The sequence below is a fragment of the Lachnoclostridium sp. An138 genome (genome assembly GCF_002160765.1).
GTDB lineage: Bacteria > Bacillota > Clostridia > Lachnospirales > Lachnospiraceae > Laedolimicola > Laedolimicola faecalis.
The window spans coordinates 1-13,613 of the sequence record NZ_NFLF01000001.1; the positions used below are offsets into that span (position 1 = coordinate 1).

The 13,613-nt window shown below is 50.9% G+C and carries 13 protein-coding genes; 2 read left to right on the forward strand and 11 right to left on the reverse strand.

The window, feature by feature from the left end:
* Nucleotides 1–114: 114 nt before the first annotated feature.
* Nucleotides 115–435: a winged helix-turn-helix transcriptional regulator gene (locus B5E82_RS00005; RefSeq protein ID WP_087305656.1), complete on the forward strand. Its 321-nt coding sequence runs from the start codon at nucleotides 115–117 to the stop codon at nucleotides 433–435.
* 148 nt (nucleotides 436–583) lie between these two features.
* Here B5E82_RS00005 and B5E82_RS00010 read toward each other — a convergent pair whose 3' ends face one another.
* The 6 genes from B5E82_RS00010 to B5E82_RS00035 form a co-directional block, all read right to left on the reverse strand.
* Nucleotides 584–1,567, reverse strand: a complete 984-nt coding sequence (locus tag B5E82_RS00010; RefSeq protein WP_087305101.1) for a helix-turn-helix domain-containing protein — start codon at nucleotides 1,565–1,567, stop codon at nucleotides 584–586.
* A 209-nt stretch (nucleotides 1,568–1,776) separates the two neighbouring features.
* Complete coding sequence (locus B5E82_RS00015; protein WP_087305103.1) at nucleotides 1,777–3,306, reverse strand: PucR family transcriptional regulator; 1,530 nt, start codon at nucleotides 3,304–3,306, stop codon at nucleotides 1,777–1,779.
* A gap of 114 nt (nucleotides 3,307–3,420) precedes the next feature.
* A complete protein-coding gene (locus B5E82_RS00020) occupies nucleotides 3,421–4,497 on the reverse strand; it encodes an ABC transporter permease (protein ID WP_087165639.1) in 1,077 nt (358 codons plus the stop codon).
* Nucleotides 4,494–5,363, reverse strand: coding sequence for an ABC transporter ATP-binding protein (locus B5E82_RS00025; protein ID WP_087305105.1), 870 nt, complete (start codon nucleotides 5,361–5,363; stop codon nucleotides 4,494–4,496). The genes B5E82_RS00020 and B5E82_RS00025 overlap by 4 nt, the downstream gene beginning before the upstream one ends.
* On the reverse strand, nucleotides 5,348–6,190 hold the full coding sequence (locus tag B5E82_RS00030) for a hypothetical protein (RefSeq protein WP_087305107.1): 843 nt from the start codon (nucleotides 6,188–6,190) through the stop codon (nucleotides 5,348–5,350). The genes B5E82_RS00025 and B5E82_RS00030 overlap by 16 nt, the downstream gene beginning before the upstream one ends.
* Complete coding sequence (locus B5E82_RS00035; protein ID WP_087305657.1) at nucleotides 6,187–6,774, reverse strand: RNA polymerase sigma factor; 588 nt, start codon at nucleotides 6,772–6,774, stop codon at nucleotides 6,187–6,189. Before B5E82_RS00035 ends, B5E82_RS00030 begins: the two co-directional genes overlap by 4 nt.
* 264 nt (nucleotides 6,775–7,038) lie before the next feature.
* Here B5E82_RS00035 and B5E82_RS00040 point away from each other — a divergent pair, with 264 nt between their 5' ends.
* Nucleotides 7,039–8,190, forward strand: coding sequence for an aldo/keto reductase (locus tag B5E82_RS00040; protein WP_330398181.1), 1,152 nt, complete (start codon nucleotides 7,039–7,041; stop codon nucleotides 8,188–8,190).
* Nucleotides 8,191–8,346: 156 nt separating this feature from the next.
* Here the strand turns inward: B5E82_RS00040 and B5E82_RS00045 are convergent, their stop codons facing one another.
* From B5E82_RS00045 to B5E82_RS00065, 5 genes are read right to left on the reverse strand one after another with little or no spacing between them, the layout of a single operon-like run.
* Nucleotides 8,347–9,234: a PfkB family carbohydrate kinase gene (locus B5E82_RS00045; protein ID WP_087165694.1), complete on the reverse strand. Its 888-nt coding sequence runs from the start codon at nucleotides 9,232–9,234 to the stop codon at nucleotides 8,347–8,349.
* 14 nt (nucleotides 9,235–9,248) lie between these two features.
* Nucleotides 9,249–10,421, reverse strand: a complete 1,173-nt coding sequence (locus B5E82_RS00050) for an ABC transporter ATP-binding protein (protein ID WP_087165643.1) — start codon at nucleotides 10,419–10,421, stop codon at nucleotides 9,249–9,251.
* A 16-nt stretch (nucleotides 10,422–10,437) separates the two neighbouring features.
* Nucleotides 10,438–11,427, reverse strand: a complete 990-nt coding sequence (locus B5E82_RS00055) for a ComEC/Rec2 family competence protein (RefSeq protein ID WP_087305110.1) — start codon at nucleotides 11,425–11,427, stop codon at nucleotides 10,438–10,440.
* On the reverse strand, nucleotides 11,428–12,321 hold the full coding sequence (locus B5E82_RS00060; protein WP_087165645.1) for a carbohydrate ABC transporter permease: 894 nt from the start codon (nucleotides 12,319–12,321) through the stop codon (nucleotides 11,428–11,430).
* Nucleotides 12,322–12,337: 16 nt separating this feature from the next.
* Nucleotides 12,338–13,594 carry an extracellular solute-binding protein gene (locus B5E82_RS00065; RefSeq protein WP_087165646.1) on the reverse strand — a complete coding sequence of 419 codons (1,257 nt, stop codon included), beginning with the start codon at nucleotides 13,592–13,594 and terminating at the stop codon, nucleotides 12,338–12,340.
* Nucleotides 13,595–13,613 lie beyond the last annotated feature (19 nt).

Here is a 13,613-nt window from a genome sequence, read left to right on the forward strand (position 1 = left end):
CTCGTGCTTTGTAGTATAGCTTCTCGCTTTTAGTATAAGGCAAAACGTGGAGAAAGTCGAAACTTTCATTACTATTTGTGCCGCCAACTGAAAGGCGGCGGAATGGAGATTTTTATGAAAAAGGAATTGCCGGCCTGCCCGGTAGAGACTACGCTGATGCTCATCAGCGACCGCTGGAAGGTATTGATCATCCGGGATCTGCTGGGCGGCACCAAGCGGTTTGGGGAATTAAAGAAATCCATCGGAAATATCTCGCAGAAGGTTCTGACTGCCAACCTGCGTTCCATGGAAGAAAGCGGCCTGCTGAACCGGAAGGTCTACGCGGAAGTACCGCCGCGGGTAGAGTACACCCTGACCGATACCGGATACAGCTTAAAGCCCGTTCTGGACGCTATGGTGGCCTGGGGGACAGAATACAAGAAAAAGAATGCCTGAAAAAGAACCGGCGGTCTGTTCACTGACACAAAAAAGAGACAGTCCCGTGGAAATACATGCTTTTTAAGCTCTGTATTTCACGGAACTGTCTCTTTTCGGCCTCAGTTATGTCTGCGGCGGCAAGCCCGGCAGACACTCCGGCACCGTATCACTTCTTCTTTACCAGCGTCTCCAGAATCCCGAACACCGCCGCGAACAGCACGCCGGCCACCGGCCAGATCACCCAGGAGCTTTCCCAGTTATTCCGTGTGAGACTGATATAGAGATAAATGGCTGTAGCCACACACCAGTAAGCCCCCTGGAAGACGCCGAGAATCCGGTTGGCTTTCTTCTTCTCCGGCGTGTAATCTCCTTCCTGAAGAAGCTTCTGATAACTGCCCTGGATGATTCCGCAGCGTACAAACAGCCAGACGCCGCAGGCAACCAGAATCAGAAGAATACATACCGACAGCGCCACAGAAACAGCTTCCGTACTTAAGGCGCCGGCAAGCACCGGCGGCACCGCGGCCAGAATGCACAAAACAACTCCGCCTGTGATGCCGGTACGGAAGGTTCCGGCAAATTCCTCTTTCCTTTTTTCCACAATTCCGGCCACGCCGTATTCCAGCACGATATCTTCCTGTTCCAGGTATTCATATCCGGAAAGGCGGATTCCGTTCTGGACGAAAACCGCCACCGCCCCGGCAACCATCAGCAGCAGAACCAGTCCTCCGATTCCCTCGGCCGCTCTCATGGACAGGGGAATTCTCTCTTCCGCCGCAAGCACGCTCAGAAAAATCACAGTAAGCGGGGAGAGAATACATAAGACTACCCCAAAGGCAAACCGGCCGGAAGTATCCCTGCATAAATCCATAAAGGCATTGGCCTCCTGAAGGCTCACCCGGCGCGCCGCTCCTTCCGAAGGCTCATCCGTCTCCGACCAGGCGATTTCCTCCATTTCATCTTTTAATAAGTAATCTGTGCTAACGCCAAACAAGGCGCTCATTTTTACGATGCGGTCCAGGTCCGGAATCGAAGCTCCGCTCTCCCATTTCGATACGGACTGTCTGGAAATCTGAAGCTGTTCCGCCAGATCCTCCTGGGACCAGTTGTTCTGTTTTCTCAATGCCGCAATCTTTTCACCTAAGATCATACTGTCTCCTCCTGCAGTTCTATTACCAGAATTTGTTTTTGAAAATTTTTGAAATATGAAGCTTCATTTTGAAAGCAGCCGGCAGCCGTCCTTTTAACTGCTGCCCTGACTGCCTCCTGTCAGGTAAAGAATAGCAGGATTCCCGGGCGCAGACAACCAAGAGCGCTTGGAAAATGTGTCAACCGGCAGTTGCGGACTCTGTTTTTTCTTTATTCGTTTCCTTCCTGTTCCAGAATCCGGAAGGTCATCATCACATAGAGCAGGGTATCATAATCATTCAGATCCAGATCCACAATCTCCCCTATCTTTTCCATCCGGTACAGGAAGGTGCTCCGGTGGATAAACAGCTGCTTCGCCGTCTGCACGGCATTGAGCTGATGCTGCACATAGCATTTCAGCGTATGATAATAGTCTGTATGATGCTGGGCATCAAAATCCTTAAGCTCCAGAATCCGGCGGGAGCAGACCAGCTCTCCGGGAAATTCTCCTCTTCCATGTTCCAGCATATAGTCAAGGGCCACCTCTTCAAAACGATGAATCCACTTATAAGGTTCTCTTCTTCCGCCCACCTCCAGGGCTGCCGCCGCCTGACGGTAATAATCCCGGATATGAGCAAAACCGGTGAACTCATTGCTGAAGCCCGCTTTCAGAAAGCTGTCCCGGAGAAAATAGATGATCTTATCCTTCACATCTTCCGCATCACCACCGAACCGGGTCAGATTTACAAAAATCACAATATGATTCTGATATTGAAAGGCGCAGGACTGGGGCAGCATGTTTTCCATATGGCTGCAGACAAAACGGACCGTCATATTCTCCAGATCCAGAGCCGCCACCTTCAGATTGATGCAGAAATACCGGTGGGAGGCCAGCCAGCCGAACTCTGAAAACCACTGTTCCAGAAGCTCCGGGTCCTGTTCCGGTCCGGACAGTATATCCGAGAAAATCCGGTCCAGCCGGTAGCCCATATCTGCCTGAAGCACCATCTGTTTGGACAGGGCCAGGTTGATGTACTCTGCCAGATGCTCCAGCAGGGCTCCCTCGCAGGCATCGAAACGGCTGGAACTCTCCACCATGAGCACCCGGTAGGCATAACGTTCATGCTCAAAGATATTGACACAGAGGCTCCGCATTCCCGTAATAAAATCCGGATAAAAGAAAGCTCCTTTCTTCTTTGTCAGGTCGGGCTGCCGCCTGCCGTCCCGGTTCTCCTGATTCCGCTCAAAAATAGCGTCCGGGTCCACCAGCCCGGAAAGCTCCGGCCGGGTATCGATGATGCTGGAATACCCGATTACAAAATAGTCCGCAGTATGTACAATGATGGGATTGTGGAAGACCCGGAAGCTCTCATCCAGCATTTCCTGGATGCTGCCCTCCTGATTCGCCAGCTCATAAAGCCTGGTATCCCATTTCTCATAATAATCAAAAATTCTCTGAATCTCATTAAACAGCAAAAACGGAGAGGTATCGTCCACAAGCTGGAATACCTGTCCGTTTTTCCCTGTATTTCTCGTTCTTATTTTTCCAATGCAGAATAAAACCGCCTTCTCGGGCACAATCAGATCCTGCTCCGACACCTGATCCCGGGTACAGATGTAGATCTTGTGATCCTGCATCTCATCCCCGTCACAGTAATAGAGAACACGCTCCAGATGAAGCTCATCCGACAGAGCCTTTTTGTTCTGAAGCGTGAATTTAGATTTTAACCGGTGCGCCAGAATAGACGTGCTGAGCTTCATTTGTACCTCTCCCTTCCTGTCTCTTCCTACATAGTGTACGAGAAGTTTGGGAGAAAGTCAATGTATGAATTTCCCTGCCGGCTGAAAGTTTGTCCGGTCCGCGGTTTTTTCGTTCTAGCCCGCCTGATGCCGGGCAAAAATTCTCCTTCCAAAGCACAGAGCCACAGGAATCAGAACCACCGACATCAGGGCCGGAATCCAGCTCCAGGACAGCTGCCCTCCCAGAAACTTCGGAAAAGTCAGCGTCCATTCCGACAGAAAGCACCAGAAGGGCGCCAGAGACAGCAGTTTCCTGGAGATATGCAGGCTGGGTCCCAGCATGGGCAGCAGATACAGGGTAAGCGCCATTAGCAGCGTAAGAAAAGAAGTCCGGCAGAGCGCTGACAGTATCAGAACAAGAGCCGTGAGAATCAGCGCTCCGGCCAGCCAGAGCAAGAGACTGCTTCCCGCGGCTTCCAGGCAGGTCATAAAATAGGGCAGAGCATACAGAAGATCGCGGCTATTCAGCTGTATGCTGCTGTCACCTCCCGTAAGTCCGAAGCCTGTAAGGAACAAAAGGATGGTCACAAGAAGGAAGATTCCTGTAATCAGCAGCGTAAAAAGATAGGCTGCGAAAATCTTTGCCAGACCGCAGCGGGTTTTCCCATAGCGGGAGGTCAGAATCAGCGCGTCCGTTCCTCTGGAATATTCTTCTGAAAATACGGGCGACAGCGCGATAATCAGTACAAAGCCCAGGGTGACCATCAGATACATTCCCATCATGATAAACCCTGTATAGCCATCCGTATAGCCCAGAAGCAGCGGTTCTTCCCCCTGGTAATCCGGAAGCGCTTCCTCTACCGTAAGCCCGTTCCAGCTTCCGTCCAGGTTCCCAAAAAAATGCTGGACTATGTTATAGGTGCTGTTGATCGTCCAGAGTCCTCCGTCCGGCGCCTCCGGCGCATACTGCTCCAGAATGCTCCGCGCTTTCTCCTCTGTCAGAACTCCCTCATACTCCGCCGCCACTTTCTTGTCATAAGCAATGGCCTCCGCGCCGCCGATATAGGTGCCGTCCGGCAGCCTGGATATCACCTCCTGGGGACCGTTTCCCATATAGAGCATGATGCCAAATACCACCAGCATTCCAAGCGCCGCAAAGACAATCCTTCTCTTGAATATCTTGCCAAATTCAAACCCAATCAGCCGAATCATCTTTCTTCCTCCTGAAAATAATACAGATACAGGTCTTCCAGCGTGGGCTGCGCGGGAACTGCTTCTTCCTCAGGCTTTTTATCTCCGATGATACGCAGGATAGTCTTGTCGCCCGCGTTTTTCAGGTTGCCCACGTTATACCGGCTGCAGAGCTCCTCCGCTCTGGCCGAATCCACCTGGCACTCCCAGACCTTTCCTTCTATCTCGCGTGTAATCACATCCGGCGCCCCTCTGTGGATCAGCCTGCCCTCCTTCATCACCAGAATCTCCCCGGCAATATATTCCACATCCGACACAATATGGGTGGACAGCAGCACGATCCGGTCTCTGGCGCAGGCGCTGATCAGATTACGGAAGCGCACCCTCTCTTTCGGATCAAGACCGGCTGTGGGCTCATCCAGAATCAGAATCTCCGGATCATTCAAAAGGGCCTGGGCAATCCCCAGTCTCTGCTTCATTCCGCCGGAAAAGGTCCGAATCTTATGCTTCCGCTCCTCCGCCAGGCCCACCAGATCCAGAAGCTCCAGCATCTTCTGACCGGCCTGAATCTTTCCCAGTCCTTTCAGCGCCGCAAGATAGAGCAGGAATTTCTCCGCCGTAAATTCCGGGTAATAACCGAAATTCTGGGGCAGATACCCAAGACAGCTCCGGTAATCCTCTCCCAGGGCGCCGATCTCCTGTCCATTGTAACGGATCTCCCCGGATGTGGGCGTCAGAATATCACAGAGCATCCGCATCAGTGTCGTCTTCCCCGCTCCGTTGGCTCCGAGCAGCCCATACACACCCTGGTGAAGCTCCAGATCGACCCGATCCACCGCCAGCTTATGTCCGTACTGCTTTGTCAGCCGGTCTATGCACAGTTCCATAATCTCTGTTCCTCCTTATCTGTCTCATTTAAAAAGCGCGCACAGGCAAATGCCAGCAGACACACGCTTCCTGCCAGCAGCGCCGTCAGCGTCCCAGGAGCCGTATACTCCTCCAGCGTCCCTGGTACATCCTGAAGCCATGAGGCCTGATACATCCAGAAAATCCCCATTCCCAGACCGCCCAGCACAGGCACCAGCCCTCTCGCTCCCTTACGGAAGGCCTTTGCCAGCAGAAGAAAGACACTGTCCGAAACCAGAAGGGGAAACAGGAAAAACAGCAGCAGCAGCTCCGCCGCGTACCCCTCCAGAAAACCCATGACAAACACGGCGGCCACCCCGATGCTGTCCGCGATTCCGAAAACCAGCAACCGCATACCCTGAATCTGTCTCAAATGATAGCGGCAGGCTTCCTCCAGTTCCCACATGCCGCTCTGCCAGCTGCGGAGAAGCTCCACCAGTCCAATGACGCCCGGCAGAGGCGTACAGGCTGTCACAAGCAGCAGGGTGTCTCTCCGGTTCCAGCCTGTATTTCCAAGCAGAAGGAAGAAAAATACGAGTACCGCCAGCTGTCCGATCCAGGCCCCCGGCGACATCCAGGATGCCTGAGCCAGAAGCCGCTCCGCGAAGCTTTTCCGGGGACGGAATCTCAGCTTTCTCCTCTCCGTCCGCAGAAACGCCAGCGTCTCCTGCTTTCTCTTTTCCTCGGGATGAAGCCATCCTTGCTCTCCCTCAGAAGCACCTGTGGTTCCTGCGGCTCCTTTCAGAAAGTCCCGGATCTCTTTTTCCATTTCTCTGGGGTTTACCCGCCCCTGTTTCATTCTCTTCATCCGTTCTGCTCCTCCTTTCCCGCCGTTTCATTGTTCAGATTTTCTTTTTCCATATAGACTTTCAGCTTCTCCATTCCCTGTCGGAATCTGGATTTCACGGTAGACATTTTTGTATCCGTGATTTCCGCAATCTCCCGCAGCTTAAACCCGTCAAAGAAATAGAGGAGGATGGTTTCCCTCTGCACTTCCGAAAGACAGGTCAGCGCGTGCCGGACCAGCTCTCTCTGCTCAATCTGCTCAAACCGCCTGTCCTCCTCCTGGAGAAGCTCCAGGACTTCCTCCCCGGCAGTTTCCCGGGCAGCTTTCCGGAAATAATCAGTACATACGTTGGAAGCGATCCGGTAAAGCCAGGCTTTGAATTTTTTCTGTTCCGTATAAGCTTCCAGATAACGGAGCAGATGAAGGAAGGTTTCCTGGGTGCAGTCATAGGCCGCTTCCCTGCTTCCCGTCTTACAGCAGCAGAAGCGGAAAATTCCGTCATAATACCGTTCTATCAGCACATCCAGCCACTCTGTCTCTCCTCTCCGGACCCGGGCTGTAAGTTCACTGTCCTTTAATTGTGATCTCGAGCTTGTATCCTTCATTTCCCGTTTCCTCATCATTCCCGGAATACAGAAAGCGCATAAGCCTCCTGCCAGCCGGGGCAGTTTCCTTACATATACTATAACGCCAGTCCCCGAAAAAAGGATTTAAAATATTTTAAAATTCTTTCATTCTTCCCCGCTTCTTGTCTTGCCCCCGTATTCCTATTATAATCATATTGTCACTATCTTCTGCCGGCCCGGAAAACGGCAGAGCGCAGGCTGAATTTCCGGAAAAACTACATTTCAAACGAAAAGGAGAGGAATATGATGCAATACCGTGAGCTTGGCAATACCGGCCTGCTGGTCAGTGAAATCGGCATGGGCTGCGAAGGTTTCTCAGAGGACGAATGCAGAAATACCCGGCGTCTTTTTGACGCAGCGGAAGAACTGGGAATCAATTATTTTGATCTCTACACCTCGGACCCGAAAGTACGGGCCAGTGTGGGTGAAGCCCTGAAAGGCCGCCGGGAAAAATTTTACATCCAGTCTCATCTGTGCTCCGTCTGGAAGAACGGCCAGTATAAGCGCACCCGCAAGATTGCGGAAGTGAAGGCCGGCATGGAAGAAATGCTGTCCCTGCTGCAGACCGATTACATCGATGTGGGCATGATCCATTACTGCGATTCTCTGCAGGACTGGAAGACCATAGAAGAAGGGCCTGTACTCCAGTATGCCAGAGAACTTAAGGCTGCCGGAGTCATCCGTCATATCGGCTTAAGCAGCCACAACCCGGAAGCCGCCCTGGCCGCCGTAAGAAGCGGAGCCATCGAGGTCCTGATGTTCAGCGTGAATCCCTGCTACGACCTGCAGCCTGCGGGCGAGGACGTGGAAGAGCTCTGGAATGAGAAAAATTACGAGGCTCATCTTGTCAACATGGACCCGGAACGCCAGGAGCTCTACGAGGTCTGTCAGAGAATGGGCGTGGGCGTCACCGTCATGAAGGCCTTCGGCGGCGGCGATCTCCTGGACGCTTCCCTGTCCCCTGCCGGAAAAGCGCTCACCGCCTGCCAGTGTCTCCATTACGCCCTGACACGTCCTGGTGTGGCCTGCGTCCTGGCCGGAGCCCATTCTGTGGAACAGCTCCGGGAAAGTGCCGCCTATGAGGAGGCCTCCGACGAAGAAAGGGATTACGCGGCAGCCTTTGCCGCCTTCCCGAATATCAGCTGGGAAGGACACTGCATGTACTGCAGCCACTGCGCACCCTGCCCCAAACAGATCGACGTGGCTTCTGTCACCAAGTTCCTGAACCTGGCCAAAGCTCAGGAAACGATCCCGGAGACCGTGCGGGAACACTATGAGCTGCTGCCCCATCATGCGGGAGAATGTATCGAATGCGGCGCCTGCGAGACACGCTGTCCTTTCCAGGTGCCGATTATGGAAAATATGAAGAAGGCAAAAGAAGTGTTTGGAAAATAATATATGATACTGATATAAGGCAGGATAGAAAATCTGAGCTGTTTTCTTTCCTGCCTTCTTCGTAAAACACTGTCAAACTATTTTATTGGATTCCCTTTTCCTGTACCCTGAGTTGATAAAAGCGTAAACGCCTTATCGACTCAGGGCATTTCTGCATCAAAGATAAAATTCTTTTATATAATCCAGCACATCCTGCCGGGTACCCCGGTATGGACCGGGCGTTTCCATTTTTAAAGACACGAGTGCCGTACAATAAAGGAGCGCTTCCTGTACGCTCTTTCCTTCCTGTCTTGCGGCGATATACCCGGCAAAGACAGTATCTCCCCGTCCGGTCCGTCCGGACAGATTTCTTGCTTTGATTGGACAGGTCAAAATTTCTTTTCCATCATAAACAAGCACTTCCGTATTGTGCGTAATTACAATTTCTTTAGCGCCCCAGGCATACAGCTGTCTTGCCGCTTCTGCGCGGTCAGACAGTCCGGTGATAATCTCAGCCTCCGCGGCATCGGTCTTGAAATAATCCATCAGCGGAAGATATTTTTCCTTATCTTCCCAGTCATGAAATTTCATGGAGCTATCCGCTTCCACATGACGAAGCATACACTGCACATCCAAAGCTACTTTTCCATGCCGCGCGGCTTCTTCAAATAAGGGGCCGTCAAAATCCCCATATACCAGGCCCGCAAAGTGATATACCTTTGTATCTGCCTGAGGAATTTCTTCGAACCGAAACGGATCACAGACGCCCAGAGAAGTACACTGACGCTTTTCTTTATCCGCGGTAAAATACTGATTGCGGATAGAACATGTGGAGGAAGAAGATTTCCAATACAGATCTGCCTGAATTCCTTCAAACCTCTCTTTTATATCCGCATCCTTTTCATTTGATTTGCAGAAAACCGCCGTGCGGACTCCGCTACCGGCAGCGGCAAATCCGGAGGCAACTACCGCTCCTCCGATCTCCCTGCGCTCATTTCCCTGATAATCAATATTGTAATCAATGGACACCGGCCCAATGACCATTACATCATATGTTTTCTCCATGGATACGCCTCCGGTCATGCCTGTACCCTTTCCAGGTTTTCTCCGGTTTCCCGGCTGAACACATGAGCAGTCTTTCCGTTAAATGAAAATCCGACTTTGCTGCCGAGCGAAAACGCCGCAGTCTCATCCAGATCTGTTATTGGTACAATCATAATGGTATCGGTGCCGCATGCTTTCAAATGCAGATGAACCGCGCTTCCCATCATCTCGCTCACTTCCACCATACCGTCAATCTTTGCCTCTGTGCCGTCTGCCAGATGCAGATGTTCCGGTCTGACGCCCAGCGTAACCGGCCCTGCCTCTGCCTGATTTCTGGTCAGATTTTCCTGTTTCTCATCTGAAAGCGTTACACGGACATTTTCCAGTTCCACCGCATATTTTCCATTATTGTCTTTTACCAGTTCCGCGTCGTAGAAGTTCATCTGAGGCACTCCTATAAAGCCTGCCACAAATATATTTGCAGGATGGTTAAAGACTTCCTGAGGTGTGCCGATCTGCTGGATCTCCCCGTCTTTCATGATAACAATGCGGTCTCCCAGAGTCATAGCCTCCGTCTGGTCATGTGTCACATAAATAAATGTAGTATTGATTTTCTGACGAAGCTTAATAATTTCTGCGCGCATCTGGTTGCGCAGCTTCGCATCCAGGTTTGACAGCGGCTCATCCATCAGAAGTACTTTCGGTTCACGCACAATAGCACGCCCGATTGCCACTCTCTGTCTCTGTCCGCCGGACAGCTGTTTCGGCTTCCGTCCCAGATACTGAGTAATCCCCAGAATCTCTGCCGCCTCACGGACACGCTTATCAATCTCGTCTTTGGGAGTTTTTCTCAGTTTCAAAGGGAATGCCATGTTATCATAAATTGTCATGTGGGGATACAGCGCATAACTCTGGAACACCATGGCTATGTCACGATCCTTGGCCGGAACATCATTCACCTGCTCACCGCCGATGTACAAATCGCCTCCGCTGATTTCCTCCAGTCCGGCAACCATTCGAAGCGTCGTCGATTTTCCGCATCCGGAAGGCCCGACCAAAACGATGAATTCTTTATCCTTAATATCAAGAGTAAAGTCCTGAACTGCCAGCACGCCTTCATCTGTCACTTTCAGATTTGTATTTTTCCCCTTTTTCTGATCCAGGTCGGGGTAAACCTTCTTTATATGTTTCAGAATCACTTCTGCCATAGTGATTTTCCTCCTCTTACGATATATATTCTCCGGCCATGGGCTGCTCTCTGGCTACAATAAATCTCAGCGCCCGGTGCGGCGGCACTGTCTCTTTCGCTGTCGGAGGACAGTCTGAAAAATATTGTCTGATCCCTGCCTCTTCCAGCATATGCACCACATCCGGGTGAGCGCTCTCATATCTCCGATCGCTGGATGCGCAGCATACTACTGCCTCCGGAGAAATCATTTCCAGAAGTTTTCTGCTGATACCGTCTTTTTGTCCATGGTGACCGATTTTAAACAAATGTGACTGCAGCTTATTCCGGGGTATGCCCCTATAACCATTGCAGTCCGTATCCCCCGGCAGCAAAACGCAGCGGTCCTGATACACAATCCGAAGAATCATACTGTAATTATTCATACGGCTGTCCAGTCCGGAAAGCTTCTGAAGAAACTTCTTCGAATCCGGTTCCGCATACAGCTCCACCAAAGCTTCTTCCAGTTCTTCCTGTTCTCTTCCGGACGGCGCCAGTATCTCCAGATATCCGTCTTCACCTACAAACATGCTCTGTCCACCCAGTACTTCGCGGATGGTTCCTCCTTGTTTCACAGTCTGAATGCATAATTCTTTATAATCATTCAGCGCATGCAGGAACTTATCCTGAGACAGGTTCTGCGCCGTGGAAGTATCCAGAATTCTCATGTTTTCATAGAAAGAGACAGGAAGGGTCTGCCAGAACTCTCCGGGCGGCAGCAGCTGCGCCGCTTTCCGCATCCCACTGATATGATCCTCGTGAATATGCGTACATATCATCAAATCCAGATGCCCGGTATTTTCTTTCCGCAGATATTCCCACACGGGAACACGTCCAGAAGAACGGTCTTCATATTCCTGCATTTCCGCGCTTCCGCCGTCAATCAGCGCCCGGAACATGCCCTCCTGGCGGGAAGCGTCCGGCATTTCCAGCAGAATCGCTTCCCCATAACCTACATTTAAAAACGTCAGTTTAATTTGTTCCATCATCTATTTAATTGCCCGTTTTATATAAAGACTGGACAAGAGCAGCACGATTACCGTCATAACAATGGCTCCGGCGCTTCCAAGGCCAAAATCAAATGTCTTGATTCCATAGTTATACAGATACTGTGTGATGGTAGCTGTACTATTGGCAGGGCCGCCCCCGGTCAGCAGATTCACTTTATCAAAGAGCCGGAAACTGTCAATCGTTCTCAGCAGCGCGCAGAGTGCCAGACTGCTTTTAATATTCGGGATTGTTACATAAAACAGTATTTTCAGTGACCCAGCTCCATCCATGCGGGCAGCTTCGTACTGATCCTGAGGTACCGACTGAAGCGCGGCATATAAGAGCAGAAAAACAAACGGCGCACACTGCCATACGTCAATAAGAACCAGCATGCCAAATGCCGTATGTATATCGGAAAACCAGTTATAAACCGGAAGATGCCATGCTTCCAGTACCTGATTGACAATTCCGTAGTTTGGCGAAAGCATCATTCTCCAGATCAGGGCTACGGTAACTGTCGGAAGCAGATACGGGAGCAGAAGCAGTGTTCTCATGATCTTCTGTCCTTTACGCAGGCTGTTGACAAACAGCGCCAGCGCAAAACCTATCACCATCTCCAGAATCACTGTCAGCAGCGTAAACTTTACCGTATTCCAGACCGACTGCTGAAAATAAGAATCTGTCAGAAGATCCAGATAATTCTTGACCCCTACTACTTCCGGGGCACTGTTCAACGCCCCCAGAAGATTGTAATCCGTGAAACTGTAAACCAGCGTAAAGATCAGCGGATAAGCCGTCATAACTGCCAGTATAATAACTGTAGGCGTGATCATGGCCGCGCTGAAGCGCTTTGTCTGCAGCTCAGCTCCTTTGGCTTTTTTTCTTCCCATCATAATCGCCACCCTGTCATTACTCTGCCATCAGTTCTTCCAATGCCGCCTGCGCATCGTTCAATCCTTCTTCTACAGTCTTGGCGCCATTGATAATGTTGTCCATCTCAGAGCCCAGAGTTGTGTAGAATTCTGTCCACTGGGAAATTACCGGACGATATACACCACTTTCCAGTGCCTGGCAGACTACTTCATACTGAGGATATTCTGCAAGAACTTCTTCATCCTGAAGGCTGGAATAACGGCAGGGAACTCCGCCGGATGCCACTGTGCCATACTGCACTTCCGGATCCATCAGATAAGTAAGCAGCTCTGCCGCAAGCTCTTTGTTCTGACTGTTAGACGGAATCCCCAGGCACCAGATTCCATATACGTTTGCATTATATGCCTGCGCGTCATCCGTTGCTTTTCCGCTGAGCGCGATATAATCTGCCGCAGAATCTGCCGTAGGAGTATACCAGCCCGGCCATGCAATACCCATTGTCGCCGCTCCGGAATCTACAGATGCTACCAGGTCATCCTTCACCTGTGCCTCGCCGGTAGCAATCAGTTCCATATAATAATTCATCGCATTCACAAACGCTTCGCTGTTTACTGTCGGCTGATTATTCTCATCTACCACCCATCCGCCATAGGAAAGAAGAATCGGAAGGAAATCTACCACCAGGTTATTCTGACTGTCTCCGCGGTAGATAAAGCCTTTCTTGCCGCTGGCCTGCGCCTTCTGGCAGATATCCAGAATATCAGCCAAAGAATCCACTGTATCCACAGTATATCCAGCTTCTTCCACATTTGCTTTATTCATCATCAATACCGTTACATTTCCATAGTATGGAGCCAGATATGCATTGTCATCCACGTAGCAAATTGAAGTCGTAGCCTCAATAATATCATCATCCAGTTCATATCCAAGCTCAGACAGATTGGCTAAAACACCGGCGTTTGTAAATTCCGCCATCCAGGAGCCGTCTACCATGCAGAGATCATATGCTCCCTGCGCGCTTGTAGCATTCAACGCTACGGAAGTATGCAGATCTTCCTCCGAAAGTTCCTGAACATCGATTGTTACATTATGCTCTTCTTCGAATGCCGGCAGACACTCTTTAATCACGTCTGCATATACGCCGCCGCGCAGCGCGATGGACATCTGAGTCGTCCCGTCCTCTGCGGATGCATCTGCGCTTTCATTGTTGTTCCCGGAAGTGCTCCCGCCGCATGCTGTCAGAGAACACACAGTTACTCCAGCCAGAAGCAGCGCCAATAATCTTCTTTTCATTATCATTTTCCTCCTAAAT

What these genes read in the sequence shown, in the direction of transcription:
- B5E82_RS00060 (WP_087165645.1), bottom strand. Translation starts at nt 12,321, where the DNA reads ATGATGGGAAGAAAAAAAGCCAAAGGAGCTGAGCTGCAGACAAAGCGC.
- B5E82_RS00055 (WP_087305110.1), bottom strand. Translation starts at nt 11,427, where the DNA reads ATGATGGAACAAATTAAACTGACGTTTTTAAATGTAGGTTATGGGGAA.
- B5E82_RS00015 (WP_087305103.1), bottom strand. Translation starts at nt 3,306, where the DNA reads ATGAAGCTCAGCACGTCTATTCTGGCGCACCGGTTAAAATCTAAATTC.
- B5E82_RS00040 (WP_330398181.1), top strand. Translation starts at nt 7,039, where the DNA reads ATGATGCAATACCGTGAGCTTGGCAATACCGGCCTGCTGGTCAGTGAA.
- B5E82_RS00025 (WP_087305105.1), bottom strand. Translation starts at nt 5,363, where the DNA reads ATGGAACTGTGCATAGACCGGCTGACAAAGCAGTACGGACATAAGCTG.
- B5E82_RS00035 (WP_087305657.1), bottom strand. Translation starts at nt 6,774, where the DNA reads ATGAAGGATACAAGCTCGAGATCACAATTAAAGGACAGTGAACTTACA.
- B5E82_RS00030 (WP_087305107.1), bottom strand. Translation starts at nt 6,190, where the DNA reads ATGAAGAGAATGAAACAGGGGCGGGTAAACCCCAGAGAAATGGAAAAA.
- B5E82_RS00010 (WP_087305101.1), bottom strand. Translation starts at nt 1,567, where the DNA reads ATGATCTTAGGTGAAAAGATTGCGGCATTGAGAAAACAGAACAACTGG.
- B5E82_RS00065 (WP_087165646.1), bottom strand. Translation starts at nt 13,594, where the DNA reads ATGAAAAGAAGATTATTGGCGCTGCTTCTGGCTGGAGTAACTGTGTGT.
- B5E82_RS00045 (WP_087165694.1), bottom strand. Translation starts at nt 9,234, where the DNA reads ATGGAGAAAACATATGATGTAATGGTCATTGGGCCGGTGTCCATTGAT.
- B5E82_RS00005 (WP_087305656.1), top strand. Translation starts at nt 115, where the DNA reads ATGAAAAAGGAATTGCCGGCCTGCCCGGTAGAGACTACGCTGATGCTC.
- B5E82_RS00020 (WP_087165639.1), bottom strand. Translation starts at nt 4,497, where the DNA reads ATGATTCGGCTGATTGGGTTTGAATTTGGCAAGATATTCAAGAGAAGG.
- B5E82_RS00050 (WP_087165643.1), bottom strand. Translation starts at nt 10,421, where the DNA reads ATGGCAGAAGTGATTCTGAAACATATAAAGAAGGTTTACCCCGACCTG.